The 18,804-nt window shown below is 38.0% G+C and carries 15 protein-coding genes; 8 read left to right on the forward strand and 7 right to left on the reverse strand.

What is annotated here, in order from left to right; all coding sequences use genetic code 11:
* The 3 genes from CYP28_RS07635 to purB form a co-directional block, all read right to left on the reverse strand.
* Window positions 1-1,093, reverse strand: a 1,093-nt coding sequence (locus CYP28_RS07635) for a hypothetical protein (protein WP_141090920.1), incomplete at its 3' end; no start/stop codon positions are given.
* Between the two features lie 56 nt (window positions 1,094-1,149).
* Window positions 1,150-3,525: a ribonucleoside-diphosphate reductase subunit alpha gene (locus CYP28_RS07640; protein ID WP_103593742.1), complete on the reverse strand. Its 2,376-nt coding sequence runs from the start codon at window positions 3,523-3,525 to the stop codon at window positions 1,150-1,152.
* A gap of 219 nt (window positions 3,526-3,744) precedes the next feature.
* Window positions 3,745-5,076, reverse strand: coding sequence for an adenylosuccinate lyase (gene purB, locus CYP28_RS07645; RefSeq protein ID WP_103593743.1), 1,332 nt, complete (start codon window positions 5,074-5,076; stop codon window positions 3,745-3,747).
* A 184-nt stretch (window positions 5,077-5,260) separates the two neighbouring features.
* On the opposite strand from purB, the gene CYP28_RS07650 reads away from it, so the two are divergent.
* On the forward strand, window positions 5,261-6,175 hold the full coding sequence (locus CYP28_RS07650) for a pseudouridine synthase family protein (protein ID WP_103593744.1): 915 nt from the start codon (window positions 5,261-5,263) through the stop codon (window positions 6,173-6,175).
* A gap of 304 nt (window positions 6,176-6,479) precedes the next feature.
* On the opposite strand, the gene rlmN is transcribed toward CYP28_RS07650, so the two are convergent.
* Genes rlmN through CYP28_RS07670 form a run of 4 tightly spaced genes read right to left on the reverse strand, consistent with a single transcriptional unit; the run spans window position 6,480 to window position 12,284 of the window.
* Window positions 6,480-7,571: a 23S rRNA (adenine(2503)-C(2))-methyltransferase RlmN gene (rlmN, locus tag CYP28_RS07655; protein WP_103593745.1), complete on the reverse strand. Its 1,092-nt coding sequence runs from the start codon at window positions 7,569-7,571 to the stop codon at window positions 6,480-6,482.
* Window positions 7,568-8,248, reverse strand: a complete 681-nt coding sequence (locus tag CYP28_RS07660) for a purine-nucleoside phosphorylase (protein ID WP_103593746.1) — start codon at window positions 8,246-8,248, stop codon at window positions 7,568-7,570. The genes rlmN and CYP28_RS07660 overlap by 4 nt, the downstream gene beginning before the upstream one ends.
* Window positions 8,248-9,003: an imidazole glycerol phosphate synthase subunit HisF gene (gene hisF / locus CYP28_RS07665; RefSeq protein WP_103593747.1), complete on the reverse strand. Its 756-nt coding sequence runs from the start codon at window positions 9,001-9,003 to the stop codon at window positions 8,248-8,250. The genes CYP28_RS07660 and hisF overlap by 1 nt, the downstream gene beginning before the upstream one ends.
* Window positions 9,000-12,284 carry a DEAD/DEAH box helicase gene (locus CYP28_RS07670; RefSeq protein ID WP_103593748.1) on the reverse strand — a complete coding sequence of 1,095 codons (3,285 nt, stop codon included), beginning with the start codon at window positions 12,282-12,284 and terminating at the stop codon, window positions 9,000-9,002. The genes hisF and CYP28_RS07670 overlap by 4 nt, the downstream gene beginning before the upstream one ends.
* A gap of 106 nt (window positions 12,285-12,390) precedes the next feature.
* Here CYP28_RS07670 and rsmA point away from each other — a divergent pair, with 106 nt between their 5' ends.
* From rsmA to CYP28_RS10400, 7 genes are all read left to right on the forward strand, one after another.
* A complete protein-coding gene (gene rsmA / locus CYP28_RS07675; RefSeq protein ID WP_103593829.1) occupies window positions 12,391-13,233 on the forward strand; it encodes a 16S rRNA (adenine(1518)-N(6)/adenine(1519)-N(6))-dimethyltransferase RsmA in 843 nt (280 codons plus the stop codon).
* Window positions 13,199-15,328, forward strand: coding sequence for a ribonuclease J (locus CYP28_RS07680; protein WP_180997954.1), 2,130 nt, complete (start codon window positions 13,199-13,201; stop codon window positions 15,326-15,328). The genes rsmA and CYP28_RS07680 overlap by 35 nt, the downstream gene beginning before the upstream one ends.
* Before the next feature lie 9 nt (window positions 15,329-15,337).
* Complete coding sequence (locus CYP28_RS07685; RefSeq protein ID WP_103593749.1) at window positions 15,338-16,291, forward strand: KpsF/GutQ family sugar-phosphate isomerase; 954 nt, start codon at window positions 15,338-15,340, stop codon at window positions 16,289-16,291.
* Window position 16,292: 1 nt separating this feature from the next.
* Window positions 16,293-17,066, forward strand: coding sequence for a pseudouridine synthase (locus CYP28_RS07690; RefSeq protein ID WP_103593750.1), 774 nt, complete (start codon window positions 16,293-16,295; stop codon window positions 17,064-17,066).
* Between the two features lie 72 nt (window positions 17,067-17,138).
* Window positions 17,139-17,969 carry a tetratricopeptide repeat protein gene (locus CYP28_RS07695; RefSeq protein ID WP_103568649.1) on the forward strand — a complete coding sequence of 277 codons (831 nt, stop codon included), beginning with the start codon at window positions 17,139-17,141 and terminating at the stop codon, window positions 17,967-17,969.
* A 238-nt stretch (window positions 17,970-18,207) separates the two neighbouring features.
* Entirely contained in the window at window positions 18,208-18,657 is a 450-nt protein-coding gene (locus CYP28_RS07700) for a tetratricopeptide repeat protein (protein WP_103593751.1), read from the forward strand.
* Window positions 18,635-18,802, forward strand: coding sequence for a hypothetical protein (locus CYP28_RS10400; RefSeq protein WP_180997955.1), 168 nt, complete (start codon window positions 18,635-18,637; stop codon window positions 18,800-18,802). Before CYP28_RS07700 ends, CYP28_RS10400 begins: the two co-directional genes overlap by 23 nt.
* Window positions 18,803-18,804: the final 2 nt, after the last annotated feature.

Genomic DNA, 18,804 nt, shown 5'->3' on the forward strand with positions numbered 1-18,804 from the left:
GAATATACTTTTCTATATCTGCTTCACTTGGTGGAGATAATAATTCGTGAGATTTTAACTGTTTTATATCTATTTTTCCATATATAAGATCCAACATATCAAATCCTATGTCTGAAATAATATTTTGATTTTTTAACCACTTTTCAAAAAATAAATATTCTATATGAAAGTTAATATTCCTTTCACAATCGCTATGTTTTTCTACTGCTTTTGTTATCTCGCCACTTTCTCGCATATATTTTAAATCATTATCATTCCAATTACTATTTTTTATATTAATTTCTATAAATTCTTTTTCATAATCGTTTTTACATATATTTACAAATTTTTGCTTTGTCTCTACTGCTTTTAAAAAACTATCTTTCCATAATTTATAATCGGGTTCTTGAATGTGCAAAATTTCTTGAAATTTTTTCATATTAGATGAGTATGTTTTTATTATACTTTGATAGTTATCTTTTTCTGAACTGCTTTTAGCATTGCCTAAATATTCATATAATTTATTAAGTTGTTGTTTTATTCTATCAATGGGCAAAATCAGAGATTTTTTTAAATCTTGTTCAATATTGTTAACATTTTTTATTTTAAAAATATTAGATACATTTCTATCATCAAATAAATCGGTTATCTTGCTTTCATAGGAGATATATTCAATCGTTTTACTAGTATATAATTTTTTTAAATTTATTAAATTTTGTTTATAAACTAGTTCTTTATTTTGTAAATCTTGTATACTTTTTCCATATTCTTCCATTTGTTTAATTAATGCATTATTGGTGTTTTTAAGATCGTTTTCTTTCTCATTAAGTTCGGCTATTCTAATATTAGTCATATTAAGTTCATTTGATTTCTTTAACAATTCTTTGCTGATTTTTTGATTTTCAATAGTAATATTTTTTTCTTTTTCATTTAATGTAGCTACTTGTTTTTCTAGCATTTTCATTTCAAATGTTGGCTTAATTGTATAAATATACCCATATATGGCAGTTATTGCAACAATAATAGTTGCAATATTACCAAGAATAGAATAAGTATCTTTATTTTTTAAAATTTTATAAATACATTTTATAAAATATAATAGCCATACTTTCATAGCTTTCTTACTCCTAAACAAGAAAACAAATCAAATGTCTTATTATAAAAAGTTCTCTACTGACAACCTTCACACTCAATAGAGCGGTCAGCTACGTCGTTTAGTTTTTCGCTGTCTGGCGACTCTGAGCGTAGATAATAGGTTGATTTTAGTCCGAGCTCCCATGCAAGCGTGTAAATTTCACTTAGATATCCGCCACTTGCTTTGTCTAAGCTCATGAAGATATTTAGACTTTGACCTTGATCGATCCATTTTTGGCGGATAGCGCCTGCTTTTATAAGAATTCTTTGATCAAGCTCGTAAGCTGGCGTGTAAAACTGCCACGTATCAGGGCTTAAATTTGGCACGACATTTGGGATCATACCGCTTAGATTGTGCTCGAACCACTTGCGCTTATAGACTGGCTCGATAGTCTGAGTAGTGCCAACTAGGATCGAGATCGAGCTAGTTGGAGCAATCGCCATTAGGTAGCCATTTCTCATGCCATCACGCTTGACCTTCTCTCTTAGCTTGTCCCAGTCGCAGACATTTTCGTCAAATAGCCCGCCTTTGTCGTTTAAAAGCGCTTTTGCGTTCTCGTTTGCGGTGTCTATCGGCATGATACCTTTACTCCATTTTGAGCCTTCAAATTTTGGATATATGCCCTTTTCTACGGCTAAATTTGAGCTAGCGTAGATCGCGTTGTAGCTTATGTTTTCCATTATGCTATCAATCAGCACCAAATGCTCATAGCTGCCCCATTTTACGTTCTTCTCAGCTAGCATTTGCGCTTCGCCCATGACGCCAAGGCCAATCGAGCGAGATGATAGGTTTGTGTGTTTTACCTTTTTGTGCGGGTAGAAATTTAGATCTATAACGTTATCAAGCATCCTGATAGCTATCGGCACGACACGCTCGATGTCCTCTTTGCTGTTTATCTTGCTTAAATTTATACTTGCAAGGTTGCAAACTGCCGTTTTGCCCTCGATGCTCTCTTTTTCTACGATGAAAATTTGCTTGCCTTTTAGGCTATCAAGCGCGCTAAGCTTTTTGGCCTTTTTAGTTATGCCACTATCAACGATGATGTCTTCTTCTTCGTCAAATAGCTCCTCGCCACCGTCTTCATAAGTGATCTTGATCTTATAGTAGTTTGGCGCTGTGTTTTGGAAAATTTCGGTGCATAAATTTGAGCTTCTGATGATGCCCTCGTGGTCGTTTGGATTTGCTTTGTTGGCGTTGTCTTTAAAGCATAAAAATGGCATGCCCGTTTCAAAATAGCTAGTTAAAATTTTCTTCCAAAGCTCTTTTGCAAGGATGGTGTTTTTCTGGATATTTTCGTCATTTTCATACTCTAAATATCTCTTCTCAAACGCCTCGCCATAAAGGTCGCAAAGGTCGCTTACTTGAGCTGGGTCAAAAAGACTCCAGCGGCCATTTTCTTTGACACGCTTCATAAATAGGTCGTTTATCCAAAGTGCAGGGAAAAGCTCGTGCGCACGGCGTCTCTCTTCGCCTGAGTTTTTACGAAGATCGAGAAAATCGCTCACGTCCATGTGCCAAGGCTCGATATAAACGGCGATCGCGCCCTTTCTAGTGCCTAGCTGATCGACCGCTACTGCGATGTCGTTTGTCACTTTTAAAAATGGTATGATACCGCCAGCTGCGTTTTTATGTCCGTCGATACTGCCGCCCATCGCACGCACCTTGCTCCAGTCCCAGCCGATACCGCCGCCAAATTTTGAAAGTAGCGCCATCTCTTTGTAGCTATCAAAAATGCCCTCGATATTATCAGGCGTGCTGCCTACGTAACAGCTGCTTAGCTGGTGACGCGTCGTACGGGCATTTGAGAGCGTCGGAGTGGCTAGCATCACTTCAAATTTAGAGATGAGGTCGTAAAATTTCTTAGCCCAGCCTTGACTGTCTAGCTCATTTTGCGCAAGGAACATAGCAATCGCCATAAACATATGCTGTGGCAGTTCGATCGGCATGCCATTTTTGTCTTTGATAAGATAGCGGTCATAAAGCGTTTTGATACCAAGGTATGCAAACTGAAGGTCACGCTCAGGCTTGATGTAAGCGTTTAGATCCTCAAGATCGTACTTCTCTTTTAGTCCAGGGATGATGCGACCTACTTTTTCGCCTTTTACTAGGTAGTCTTTTAGGTGATTGTAGCCGTTAAAGCCGGTCACTTTGTGATAAAGGTCGAACAAAAATAGCCTTGCTGCAACAAATGTCCAGTTTGGGCGGTCGATGTCGATCTTATCAACTGCTGTTTTTATAAGAGTTTGCTGAATTTCCTCAGTCGTTATCATATCTCTAAACTGGATTTTCGCATCTACTTCAAGTTCACTAAGGCTTACGTTGCTAAGGCCAAAAACGGCTTCATTTGTATATTTTTTAATCTTACTTATATCAAGCTCTTCTGTTCTGCCATTACGTTTTATAACTTTCAAAAATATCTCTCCATGTTAAATTTTAATTTGGGATTTTATCCAAAAGGAGATAAAAACTCTCTTTGTTAAAAAAGTGATTTTAGATATAAAATTTAATTCGAAAAATAATATTTTATTTTTAAAAAATTAAAAAATTTGATCTTATTTTAAAATGATTGTAAAAATTTTTGAAGCGATGTCTTGAAGCAAGAAGCATAAATTTGCTTCTTGCATTTAAATTTACTTACCAAAGACTCTAGCGAAAATTTTATCTACATTTTTGGTGTAGTAGTTGTAGTCAAAGCACTCTTTGATCTCATCTTTGCTAAGGCTCTTAGTTAGGTCCTCATCGTTTAGCAAATTTTGTAAAAATAGACTGTGACCTTGCTCGTCTATCGCTTTTTTGCCCTCTTGTAAGTCCGCCCAGACCTTCATGGCGTTGCGCTGAACGATTTTGTAAGCATCCTCTCTAGAGATTCCACGCTGTGGTAGCTGCAAAAGCACGCGCTGTGAAAAGACTAAGCCACCTGTTAAATTTAAATTTTTCATCATATTTTCTGGATAGACGACTAAATTTGCTATCAAATTTTTGATGCGAACCAGCATAAAATCAGCGGTGATAAACATATCTGGTAGGATAAATCTCTCGACCGAGCTGTGGCTGATGTCACGCTCGTGCCAAAGGGCGACGTTTTCAAGTGCAGGTGTGACGTATGAGCGTAGCACTCTACAAAGGCCGGTGATGTTTTCACTAAGGACTGGATTGCGTTTATGTGGCATAGCACTTGAGCCCTTTTGTCCTGGGCTAAAATACTCCTCCGCCTCATAAACCTCCGTCCTTTGGTAGTGTCTAATGGCAACTGCGATCTTCTCGCAAGTAGAAGCCAAGATAGCGATAGCGCTTACCACATGTGCGTAGCGGTCGCGCTGGATCACTTGGTTTGACGCTGGGGCAGCTTTAAGACCTAGCTCTTCGCATGTTAGCTCTTCAAATTCCATCGGAGCGTGGGCTAAATTTCCCATGGCGCCTGAGAGCTTGCCGTAGCTGATAGTATCTTTTGCGTCTTTGATGAGCTTTAGTGCCCTTGCAATCTCGTCGTACCAGATGGCAAGCACTAGGCCAAAGGTTATCGGCTCGCCGTGGATGCCGTGGCTTCTGCCAACCATGAGCGTGTGTTTGTGCTCGTTTGCTCTGTTTTTGACCGCCTGCATAAACTCCTCTACGTCGCTGATGATGAGCTCTAGGCTCTCTTTCATCTGAAGTGCGACGGCTGTGTCAATGCAGTCGCTTGAGGTCATGCCGTAGTGCACGAATCTGCTCTCCTCACCAAGGCTCTCGCTGACGCTTGTTAAAAATGCGATGACGTCGTGCTTTGTCGTCTTTTCTATCTCATCGATGCGAGCCACTTCAAATTTAGCATTTTTGCAAATTTTCTCGCAGTCGCCGTCGCTTATGAAGCCAAGCTTATTCCAAGCTTTAACAGCAGCTTTTTCCACCTTGAGCCAAGCGTCGTATTTTGCTTGCATACTCCACTTATCAGCCATCTCTTTACGCGAGTATCTTTCGACCATTGTTGAACCTTTTTGTATTAGTTTTCTTTATCATAAAAGTAATTTTTAGTCTTGGAAGCTAAAAATCACATAGTATAATTTTATAAAATTTAAGTTTGGATTATATAAAATCCGTGCTGAAATGTCGGTTATACGCTTATAAATTTGTGCTTAAGATAGCTCGCTCTTTTTTAAAGGATCATTTTTGCCATACGTAAATAAATTTATTACCACTGCAAACAAACAAAAAGCATATGAAATTTTAATAAAAACTGGCTTTAGCATGAGAGAAGCGCAACGACTCATAGATAAAGGCAGGCTGATTTGTGACGGCAGTGTCGTGAGCGAGAAAAATGCTATTTTGCATGGCGATATTTTTTTGATCGACTATGAGGCGGAGCCAAAGGGACTTAAGCCAATCTTTGAGTGTGAAAGCTTTGCTGTATTTGATAAGCCAAGCGGTGTACTGAGCCACCCAAATGGCAGACACTGTGAGTACTCTCTAAATGATGAAATTTATACACTTTTTGGGCGAGATGCGAGCGTGGCACATAGGCTAGACTTTGAGACAAGCGGCTTGATAGTCGTGGGCAAAGATAGAAATTCTACGATAAAACTAAAGAAAATCTTTGAAAATAGAGAGGTTTTTAAAAGCTACGTCGCGATGGTACAAGGTAAGATCAAGCGAGAATTTACGATCGATGCCAAAATGGATCTAGCAAATAACTACGACGATGTGAAAATGCGAATGCAAATTTGTGAGAACGGCAAGAGTGCTGTGACTAAAATTTTGCCGATCAGATATTTTGACGATATCGATACGACTTTACTTCGGGCTATCCCACTCACTGGCAGACAACATCAAATTCGCTTACATTTGTTTCATGTGAAACACAAGATACTTGGCGAACCACTTTATGGTTTGTCACGTCCGCAGATCGAGAAAATTTTAGATAAAGAGATGAGCGAGTGCGAACGGATAAATTTAACTGGTGCAAAAAGGCTCTTGCTTCACTCGGACGAAATTTCATTTAAATTTGATGAAATTTTTTACAAGATAAAGAGCAAATTTGACGCCGAAAATGAGTTTTATAAATTTGCAAAAGAAGGTTTACTTTAGTCTAAAATTTTCTTTTTTTAATAAATCTTTACCTACTTTTGCCAAAGTTTATCGCTTTTAGATACCACAATGATAATTTTGTAGTTTATGCAATTAATGCTCCACTTTATTTCTTTATGAGAGCTAGATTTTATCTTGATATTAAGACTCAGAATTTATACCTATCTTTTTCATCTTTTAAAACTTTTAAAATAAGCCCTAATCCAAGTAAAACCACAACAGCAACAAAGACTATTTCGGCTATATCAAGTACACTCATTCTAACTCATACTAGCTTTACTATTATCTTCAAGCGAATGTATTTTTAAATTTTTATCGCTGGAAATAGCTTTAATTTTGCATTTTCATTTCGCTGTTTTAACTGTCCACAAGCTGCACTTATATCAAGTCCTTTGCTCTGTCTAATCGTACAAGTGATGCCATGATCTCTTAGATATTCTTGAAATTTTAGCATGCTGGTAAGCTCAGGTCGTCCAAATTCACTACCCTCATGTGGGTTAAAATATATAAGATTTACCTTCGCTTTTATACCATGAAGCAATTTTACCAACTTTTTGGCATCACTCACGCTATCGTTTAAATCCTTGATAACAAGGTATTCAAACATCACGCGCTTTCGCATATCGATAGGAAATCCCCTAACAGCATCCATAACAGCCTCGATATTATACGCCTTATTTATCGGCATCAGGCGACTTCTGAGTTCATTAGTAACAGCATGAAGCGATATGGCCAATAATACACCAAGATCCATCTCGCCAAGCTTGTTTATCTGGCTACCAAGGCCACTAGTTGAAACGGTTTGACGACGTGGCGATATGGCTAGACCCTCGTTAAGAGCTAAAATTTTGATCGCTTTACTAACGTTAGTAAGATTATCGAGTGGCTCACCCATACCCATATAAACGACATTTATACGTCTTTCATAAGGTATTTTATTTTCTCTTTTTATCCATAAAATTTGCCCCACAATCTCGCCTGCAGTCAAATTTCTAACAAGCCCACCCTTTGCTGTTAGACAAAAAGCACATCCCATTTTACAGCCAACCTGTGAACTAACACAAACTGTATAACGAGCATGGCGACTGATCTTTCCATTCTCATCACTAATCTCCTCTTTCATCGGGAGTAAGACACTCTCTATCTTTAGCCCATCTTTTAGCTCAAAAAGATACTTAATCGAACCATCACTACTTTGCTCAAATTTTACACATTTTAGAGGATCGAGATAAAATTTCTCGGTTAGATTCTGACGCATATCTTTAGGCAAATTTAGCATTTGGCTAAATTCGGTTACATTTTTTTTATATACCCACTCGTAGATTTGTGTTGCTCTAAATGGTGGAGAAACTAACTCTTTTAGCTCATCAATACTAAGATCAAGCAAATTTATCACATATTTTCCTTTATATATTTTGTTAAAATTTTCTTGGCCTCTGCGTGATTTTTTACAAAATCAGCATGTGCATTTTTATTACAAAAATTTGTCGCTACGAAAATTCCATAAGCTGGAATTTTAAAAATTTGAGCTACTTTTAGAACAGAATAAAACTCCATATTTTCTAAAAAATACCCTTTTTCAAACATCTTATGAGCTAAATTTTTATCAGTCGTTATAAAATTTGACGAATTTATTTTGATAGTTCCACGTGAAACGATAGAAGAAATTTCACACTCGATAGGCGAGTAAGATCTATTTTCTATGCTAGAAATTTCAATATTTGCCCCAACCGAGCTTTCGTATATTTGTAAAATTTCACCATCTTTATATAAACCTGCCGAGCCAACAAAAACTATCTTTTCTGGCATCTGGTATAGATTTCGCTCAGGATTTTTTGACAAATTTTGGATTAGATTTTGTAACTCTGGATTTGATGAGTTTGCAAATTTAGCCTCGATCCTTGCAAGATAGTGAGGATCAATGTTTTTTAAATTTATATTCTTTTCATCTTCTCCCACGCACAATCTTTTTTGCAAAAACTTTGTCAAATTTATCGCCATATCAACTAGCCCCACACCCATTGGCAAAGCAAAGTCAAAAATTTCGTTTTTTCCAGCAGAGATAACTAACATCAGAGCCTAACCTCAACGCCATTTGCCTTGAGATACTCTTTTAGTTTTTTTATCTCGATTTCGCCAAAGTGAAATATCGAAGCAGCTAAACACGCATCAGCCCCGGCTTCAAAAGCCTCTTTAAAGTGCTCCATCTTACCAGCGCCGCCACTTGCGATAGTTGGTATAGAAAGCGTACTAAATATCTTTGTTAGCTCAAGATTAAAGCCCTGTTTGACGCCGTCATTGTCCATAGAGGTTAGCAATATCTCCCCTGCTCCACGCGACTCGACCTCTTTCGCCCAGGTAAAGGCATCTTTTTTGGTATCGATCCTGCCACCATTTATAAAAACACTATAACCATTTTCGATCTTCTTCGCATCGATCGCAATTACGACACATTGCGAGCCAAATTTCTTAGCTGCCTCATCAATCAAATTTGGCTCTTGTATAGCTGATGAATTTAAGCTTACTTTATCGCAGCCAGCATTTAAAAGGCGAGAAATATCATCGATCGTGCGTATACCGCCACCAACTGTTAGCGGGATAAAAAGCTTACTTGCAACCTTTTTTACGACATCAACTATCGTATCACGCCCAAGATGAGAGGCAGTGATATCCAAAAAGCAAAGCTCATCAGCGCCCTCGTCATTGTATCTTTTAGCTATCTCAACAGGATCTCCAGCATCGACAAGCCCTACGAAATTTACGCCTTTTACGACTCTGCCATCTTTTACATCAAGGCATGGGATTATGCGTTTTGCAAAATGATTCAAATCTGTCCTTTATCTATTTTTCTAGCTGCTACCTCAAAATATGGCAAATTAGACCAATTTTCTCGGTTGCCAACTATATAAACAACCTCTTTTGCTCTTGTTAGCGCTACATTTAGTAAATTTGGCGTACTAGCAGCCCATGCTCTAGCACCTTTTGTGGCACCACCAAGAACAAAGATAACAACATCGGCTTCTTTGCCTTGCATGGTGTGAATGGTGCCAGCCCCTTTTAAATTTTTACAAACATCTTTAAAAGGTGTTATTATTTTAACACTATCTTTTAGCTTGGCTAGCTTACCATCTAAAAGCTTTTTAACGATCATACCTTCAGCTTTATTATAATTACCTATCCATTCATCACTACTAACATCAATCCATTCTGTTTTGATATTAGGATCACTAAGTTTACTTTCACTACTTCTGCCAAGTATCATCATATCATCATATGTTGTTTCATTTGAAATTTTAAACATAGGATTAGCGCACCTTCTATGAACGATAAGTGGCGAACCAACCCAAATGGACTTACCCTCTCCTTTTATATATGTACCAATATTTTGTACTTTATCGGCTCGAAGTTGAACTGATGATTTTAGTAAATTAAACTCATCTTTTGCATCACAGTAGCGCAAAATAGCGTTATTTAAAGCTGGTGGTAATGTTACAACGGGCTCAAGTTGAAGTGGATCACCAACTACAACAGCCATGTTTGAACGAAGCAATGCGCCTAATGCGTTAGTTAAATTTGCCTGCCCTGCTTCATCTATTAAGAGCAAGCCTATATCGCCATTTAGTAGCTCTTTAAAGGTATTATTAAAAGATGCAAAAGTAGAACTAACAACTGGCGTTAGTAAGAACGATCCTTTTATTATTTCACGTCTATCTTTAGCCTCAAGCCCGTTTTTCTCAGCCATTTTTTCATCATTAAATATAACACTAAGAGCTCGTAAATTTGTTCTAACAGCTTCTTTGCAAGCAAAGATAGTGGCTTTATGCAGATTAAGTGCTTCTTTAAAAAGCTTGATTCTTGCGTTAAAAAGCTTCGTCTTGTGGGATTTCTCATCAAGGCCAAGCTCCATCATAAATGGCATACTCTTTTGCATTTCTTCATTACTCTGATTAAAACTACCATTTAAAAAGCTATCAAGCTCTTCGCTTCTACCAATTAATTTTTGACGTCTAACAAAGTCATCATTAAGCTTGTTGAGATGGTCTATTTTGGTGTTAAGTTCTAAAATTTTCTCTTCAAGCTGAGTTATTTGAGCTTTTAGTTCATTTAATTTTGCTTCATTCTTCTCTTTATTTTCACTATTTTGCTTACTTGCTTTCAAATTTTGCTCAGCTATTTGGCGATTTATCTCACTAACTTTTTGCGCTTCATTGTTATATTTTTCAAAAGCTTGTGTCCTTAAAATTTGCTGGAAAATAAAAAATGATGGCTTTATAGGCGCACTCAGATACTCTTGCAAAATTTCATTTTGGTCAATAAGCTTTGTTAGCTCGTTAGCTTCAGTAGTCTTTTGCTCTAGCTCATTTTTGCTCAAATCTAGTTCATCTATTAGTGGCCTTAAAAGCTCTTCTATTTGCTTTGCTGAATTATAGTTATCAAGTCTTTTATCGATATTTATAAGCTCACTATTTATACTTTTTAGCTCCTCTTCTTTGATCCTGATCTCGCTAAAAAGTAGATTTACTTCGTGTAGGGCTTGATTAAATTTCTCCTTTGCCGCATCGTAATCATCAACTCCTTTGCCGGTAGCCAAATACTTGCCAAGCCCCACTAAAAAGCCATCTTGCTCTATAAATTCTTTAAATTCTTTTGAAATATCTTCAAACTGACTATGCGTTTTTTCGATCTTTACGCCATTAATCGCGTTAAAAACAAAATTTGACTTATTTTGCTTTGAGCCAAGAGGTATGCAAAAAAGCCCCCATGCAGGTTTTGAGATAAAAGATTTTTCTCCAAAATTTGTCTTTTCATCAGCCGAGAGAAGCCTTGTAGCTATAAATTTAAAATAATCAATCTCGCCTGCGTAACTACCGATACTTTTTAGTTGGCTAAGCTCTTTACTTAAAATTTCAACCGCACCATTATTACAAGAGCTAACAACCATCTCATAGCCCTGAAGTTCTTTATTTAGAGTAAAATAAAGCACCTTATCGCTACTATCTCGAACTGGAGCAAAGATATCATGTCTGCTCATTTGCGCGAGTTTCATCGCTCTAAGCGTAACAACTTCAGCCATTACATCTTTTAAAAGCGTTGTTTTGCCAGTACCTGGAGCGCCATTTACACTATAAATTCCACCACTTTTTTCTTTAAATTTTTTAATGATGTTATTAACAGCAATTTGCTGCGAGAAATTTAGAGCAAAATCACTAGCAAAGGCCGATCTTGGATACTCTTCTGCTTTAAAAAAATCTCTAACAAGCCTTTTATTTTGTTCATCTCTTACATCAAGTCTTTCAAATTTATTCTCACTGCCCTCATCCAAAAACTGATCCGTTAGCTCGTGCGTCCTGCCTGACTCGTAAAATTTGATAAGCAAATTTATATCATCTATGAAAAAGCTATTTAAAAGGCTATCATTTTCTTTAAAATTTGGATTTATGATCTTTACTTCAAGCCTTAAGAAATCATTACAAAATGGTGTTTTAAGTGCACTTTTTAGCTCATCGTTTATAAGCTTTATATATTTGCCAAATTCCATTTTTTCTTTATAGATAGATAGCTTGTCTTTTATGCGCTCGCACTCTTTGCTAAAGTCACTTTGGCTTATCTCTTTTAGATGATTTAGGCGGGCCATTGCCCAAGGAGCTATTGAGATGAAAAGATCATCAGATGAGCTTGGTGTAAAAAACGGAATTAAATTAACATCTAAATTTACATCTTTTAAAGCAAAATTTTGATCATCTTTACAAAATACCAAATCACCAGCAAGCTTAAATTTATAGCAAAATGCCTTATCAAAGCTCGTTTGCTCAGAGCGTAGTTCCTCTAAAATTTGCTCTTTTTCAAATTTTGAATTTGCTAGCTTTGAGATATAAATGGCAAGCAAGTCAGTCTCAAAAATACCGCCATAAATTGAAATTTCTATACCATTTTTTAAAAGCGGCCTGTCAAATGCTCTTAAAATTTGTAGAAATTTCTCATCAAAATTTGTAATGTCAAGATCTATTGATTTTTTAAATCTAGTATTTGTCTTTTTTGGCTCGTCTAAGGTTTTTGGCTCTAAATATTGTGATAATAAAAAGTATTTTAAGGTATTTGCCTTGCTCAAATTTATGCCCTATTTCGTTATTATTTAGTGATTATAATCCATTTTATATATGATTAAACTAAACTTGTAATCATTGTATAAGTAATTTTTGGCTAATATCGCGGCTATGATAAAGGCAAAAAAGCACTTTGGACAGAATTTTTTACAGGACAAAGCGACACTAGATAAGATCATCCAAGCGATACCCAATGACGTAGCAAACGTCGTTGAGATTGGGCCTGGCTTAGGTGATTTGACATTTAGACTTTTGCAAATTTACAAGACGACCTGTTTTGAGATAGATTGTGAGCTATTTCAAATTTTAAAGGCCAAATTTGCAAATGAGATCCAAAATGGACAATTAAAACTTTTTTGTAAAGATGCATTAGAGCAGTGGCAAGAAGAGGGCGGACTAAGTAGCGAGAACTACTTTTTAGTCGCAAATTTACCCTATTACATTGCTACAAAAATGATACTAAATGCGATAGATGACGAAAAATGCCTTGGGCTTATTGTGATGATACAAAAAGAGGTTGCTCTTAAATTTAGTGCAAAGAGCAAGGATAAAGAATTTAGCGCTTTATCGATCCTCGCTTCACTTCAAGGTAGGTGCGAGCTTTTGTTTGACGTGGATGCAAAGCTTTTTAATCCACCCCCAAAGGTCACATCCTCAGTCATCAAACTGCAAAAAACAAAAAAGGTTTTTGGCAAAGACGGGATTTTCAAAGATGCAAAACAATACGAGGCTTTTAAAGTATTTTTAAGAGCTGCATTTGCTTCGCCAAGAAAGACGCTTTTGAAAAATTTATCCATAAATTTTGACAAAGAGGCGTTAGAAGAAATTTTTGAAGACCTAGACTTAGCTCAAAATTTACGTCCACACGAGCTAGATGTCGATTCTTATCTAAAAGTATTTGAAAGATTAAAGGAAGATAATGAACGACAAAAACGAAGAGAAAGTTGTAACTAACCAAAGCAAAAATAACAAAAGACGAAGATTTAGACCAAAAAACAAACAAAAACAAGATGGCGAAACTACCGAGCAAGCTTCACTAGCAAGCAAAAGCGTAATAGATAACTTCTTTGCAGCAGAGCAGGCTGAAGCTGAAATGCACGCCGAGCCAAAGAGCCAAAATTCTCGTCCAAAAAAGCCAAGAAATAACAAAAATCAAAACAAAAATGGCGAAAACAATAATCCAAAAGAGCAAAAACAAGAATCACAAGAAACAAAAACCAAAACACAAGAACAAAAAGAAAAGCCAAAAAAGGCTAAAAAGCCAAAGAAAAATTTACCAGCTAAGCTAAACGGCAATGAACAATGGCAGCAAGATATCGCAAGTGCAATGGTGGCAAACAAGGCCGTTCACGAGCTTCGTCTGGAGCCGATGAAGTATCTAAACTCAAGTGAGCATAAAATTCGTATAACTCCACTTGGCGGGCTGGGCGAGATCGGCGGAAATATGACGATATTTGAGACTGATACGAGCGCGATCATCGTGGATATCGGCATGAGCTTTCCAAGCGAGAGTATGCACGGCGTGGATATACTAATCCCTGACTTTGACTACGTTCGCAAGATAAAAGACAAGATAAAAGGTGTCATCATCACTCACGCGCACGAAGATCATATCGGTGCAGTACCATATTTTTACAAAGAGTTTAAATTTCCGATTTATGCCACGCCGCTACCGCTTGGTATGATAAATAACAAATTTGAAGAGCACGGGCTAAAACAAGAACGTTCGCTTTTTAGATCGGTAGAGAAGCGAAAGCCATATCTTATAGGCGACTTTGAGGTTGAGTGGATACACATCACCCACTCTATCATCGATGCTAGCGCGCTAGCCATTACGACAAAGGCAGGCACCATCATCCATACGGGCGACTTTAAGATCGACCATACGCCGATCGACGGCTATCCAACTGACCTTGGCAGACTTGCATACTACGGCGAGCGCGGCGTACTGTGCCTCATGAGCGATAGCACGAACAGCTACCGCGAAGGATTTACCAAAAGCGAAAGCAGTGTTGGCAAGACCTTTGATGCGATATTCTCAAAGGCCAAAGGACGCGTCATAATGAGCACATTTAGCTCAAACATCCACCGCGTCTATCAAGCGATCGAATGGGGCTTAAAATACAACCGCAAAGTCTGTGTCATCGGCAGATCAATGGAGAGAAATTTATACACTGCGATGGAGCTTGGCTACATCAAGCTTGATAAGAAAATTTTTATCGATGCAAACGAGGTTGGTAAATTTAAAGATGACGAGGTACTTATCGTCACTACTGGCTCTCAGGGCGAGACTATGAGCGCGCTTTACCGCATGGCGACAGACGAGCACAAATATATAAAGATAAAGCCGACCGATCAGATAATAATCAGCTCAAAAGCGATCCCAGGCAACGAAAACAGCGTCTCAACGGTGCTAAATTTCTTACTAAAATCAGGTGCGAGCGTCGCTTATCAAGACTTTAGTGAGATCCACGTCAGCGGTCACGCAGCACAAGAAGAGCAAAAGCTGATGCTTCGCCTCATAAAACCAAAATTTTTCTTGCCAGTGCATGGCGAGTACAACCACATCGCAAAGCACAAAGAGACGGCCATTAGCTGTGGTGTGGATGAGCGAAATATCTATCTAATGAGTGACGGCGATCAAATGGAGGTTTGTCAAAAATACCTAAAACGTGTAAAAACTGTAAAAACTGGCAAAGTCTTCATAGACAATCAAATAAATAAACAAATCGCGGACGACGTCGTCATCGACAGACAAAACCTAGCTGAAGCAGGGGTTGTTATGATAATCGCTCAAATTTCACGTCACGGCGCAAAACTCATCAACAAACCTCGCGTCATCAGCTACGGCCTTGTGGGCGACAAGCAAGACGCCGAGTTTAGAAAAGAGATGGAGGGCGTGCTAGAGCAATACCTAAGCAACGTCAAAGAGGAGCTTTTGAAAGATAGCAGACTACTTGAGTCACAAGTGCGCCAAGTTATCAGAAAGCACATCTTTAGAAAGGTCAAAAAGTACCCAACTATCGTGCCGATCATCTATCTAATGTAAGGAAAATTTATGCAAAAAGCCAACCAAATCGCCGCTGAAGTCTTAGAGATAGAAGCAAACGAGCTTTTAAGACACGCTAAAAGCGTAGAGATAAAAGATGCTGTAAATTTGATATTTAACGCAAAAGGCAAAGTCATAGTAACAGGCGTGGGTAAGAGCGGTCACGTGGGCGCAAAGATCGCTGCCACGCTTGCAAGCACTGGCACGCCAAGCTTTTTCTTACACCCGACAGAGGCCATGCATGGTGACCTTGGCATGATAGAAAAAGATGACATTTTGTTAGCCATTAGTTTTAGTGGCGAGAGTGATGAGCTTATCAAAATTTTGCCTCACGTAAAGCGCTTTGGCGTAAAAATCGTCGCCATGGCAAGGAGCAAGACAAGCTCACTTGGTAAATTTAGCGACGCTTTTATAGATATAAATGTAGAGAAAGAGGCGTGCCCACTAAATGCCGCCCCAACAGCATCAACCACGCTAACGTTAGCTCTTGGCGATGCGTTAGCTGTTTGTTTGATGCAAAAGCGAGGCTTTAAAAAAGAGGACTTTGCAAATTTTCATCCAGGTGGCAGCCTTGGCAAGAGGCTGTTTTTAAAGGTCAAAGATGTGATGAGAAGCGAAAATTTACCGATAGTCCGCTGGGATGCAAGCCTAAAAAGTGCGATCGATACGATGACGCATGGCAAGCTTGGCACGGTTCTTATCATCAATAAAGATGGCGTGCTAGACGCTCTTTTAAGTGACGGCGATCTTAGGCGTGCACTTATGAGAGAGGACTTTGACCTAGACGAGCCAGCGATGAAATTTGCAACCTTGCATCCAAAAGAGATAAACGACAAAGAGATGTTAGCCGTAGATGCGTTAGCCTTGATAGAAAAATACAAAATTCAGCTTCTAGCTGTCGTAGAAAATGGCGTGCCTGTGGGTGTTTTACACATCCATGACCTTGCAAATTTAGGACTATAAAATGGAAAAAACAAGACTAAATAAATTTATCTCGCATAACACAAACTACTCACGCCGTGAGGCAGATGAGCTGATAAAAGCTGGCAAGGTTAGCATAGCAGGGCGTGTGGTTAGCGACCTTGCTACAAGCGTAGATGAAGATGACAAAGTGCGTATAAATGGCCGTTTGATAAAGCTAAAAAAAGAATTTACCGTTATCGTTTATCACAAACAAAAGGGCGAGCTAGTTAGCAAAAAAGATGACCGCGGACGAAAGAAGATATATGACACGTTAGATAAGAAATTTGCTAAATTTGTTAGCGTGGGACGCCTAGACTACGCAAGCGAGGGGCTACTTTTGCTAACTGACGCTCCAGCGATCGCCACAGCGCTCATGAATAGCGACTTAGAGCGCGAATACTACCTAAAAGTAAAAGGCGAGGTGACAAAAGAGGTAATAGAGGCGATGACAAATGGCTTTTTCGCCAAGGATGCCACCAAAGGCGCGCACGCAAAAACCACTATAAAATCAATGGAATTTAAGCCATTTCTAGCCTACAAAGTCTTTGGCTCAAGCGGTGGTTACACAAAACTAAAGGTCATCATCAACGAGGGGCAAAACAGAGAGCTACGCCGCTTCTTTGGCTACTTTGACCTTGAAGTAATGGACCTAAAACGTGTTAGTTTTGGGCGCGTTAGCCTTGATATGCTAAAGCCTGGCAAATGGCGCTACTTCGAAAACAGCGAATACGAAGATCTAAGAGACTTTTTAAAAGTTAATAACGTTAGATACTAACATCAGGCTTGCTTCTCTAACAAAGAGGCAGGCCAGACCACAATAACTACGAATTTGCAAAATGGAGAAAAAATGAAAAAGGCTGTTCTTTTATCTGTGATATTGTTAACCACTGGCTTTTGCGAAGATCTTTTTGAGCTTGGGCTTGAAGCTTATAATAAAGGCGAGTTTGATAAAGCTGCCAAGCAATGGCAAAGAGGTTGTAATGATGGAAATATTGATAGTTGCACTAATTTAGGAACTTTATATGAAAACGGTCAAGGTGTGGCGCAGGACTATAATAAAGCAGCCGCCTTGTATAAACACGCTTGTGATAGTAAAGATGCTATTGGTTGCTATAATCTAGGTGGTTTTTATGAAAGAGGACAAGGAGTAGAGCAAGACTATACCAAAGCTGTCAAACTATACAAAAAAGCTTGTGATGGCAATGTTGCCCAAGCCTACCATAATTTGGGAGTTTTATATATAAACGGTCATGGCGTAGAGAAAGACTATTATAAAGCAGCTCAATTATGGCAAAAAGCTTGCAGTGACAAATATAGCACTAGCTGTTACAATTTAGGGATTTTATACAATATTGGTCAAGGTGTAAAACAAGACTATTATAAAGCAGCCGATCTATACAAACAAGCTTGTGATGATGGAGTTAGTGATAGCTGTTCTAGTTTAGGAATTTTATATGAAAACGGTCAAGGTGTAAAACAAGACTACAGTAAATCAGTAGAATTGTATAAAAAAGCTTGCAATGGTGGATACAATCGCGGTTGTTTTAATTTAGGAGCTTTTTATCTAAAAGGCAAAGGTGCAAAACAAGACTATCACATAGCAAAAGAATATTTTGATAAGGCTTGCAAATTAGGGTTTCAATCAGGATGCGATTTTTACAAAAAATTAAACGAATAGCGCCTTGATATCAAAAACAACCTAGTAAGCTCTAACAAATTTAGAGCTTCTCTAAATTTATATCCTATTTTCTGAAAGTAGGATGTTTATATATAGATTTATGAGCGTTTCGTCGCGTGCTGCGTAGAGCATCTTTAAAGTAGTTGTCGTTTGTACAATAGGTGTGAAATTTATACACTAACATTAGACTTGTTTCTCTAACAAAGAGACAAGTCAAATTTACAAAAATGAAGAAGAGATGAAAAAGATTGTTCTTTTATCCATGATCTTACTAACTACCAGCTTTTGCGAGGATCTTTTTAAGCTTGGGTTTGAGGCTTATAATAAAGGCGAGTTTGATAAAGCTGCCCAGCAATGGCAAAAAGCTTGTGACGATAATGTCGCCCGTGCTTGTCATAATTTAGAAATTTTATACGAGGATGCTAAAGGTGTAAAACAAGACTACCGCAAAGCAGCCGAGCTATATAAAAGGTCATGTAATGGAGGATTTGTTGGTAGTTGTCTAAATTTAGGGGCTTTATATATAAAAGATCAAGGCATAGGACAAGACTATATCAAGGCTATCAATCTATACAAAAAGGCTTGCGACGGCGATGTCGCTCAAGCTTGCCATAACTTAGGGGTTTTATATGCGCTAGGCAATGGGGGTAAATCAAGACTATCGCTTGGCAAAAAGATACGTTTTTAAAGCTTGCACTCTAGGTTTTCAAGATGGATGCGACTATCTTAATAAAATGATTGACAGCAACGCTACAGATGACAATGATGAAAAGATTGAGATCATATTTAAAACTATGAGTAAAACTATCAATCATCTAAAGCAAATCTACTAACT

Origin of the sequence: Campylobacter concisus (genome assembly GCF_002914195.1) — a bacterium.
GTDB lineage: Bacteria > Campylobacterota > Campylobacteria > Campylobacterales > Campylobacteraceae > Campylobacter_A > Campylobacter_A concisus_M.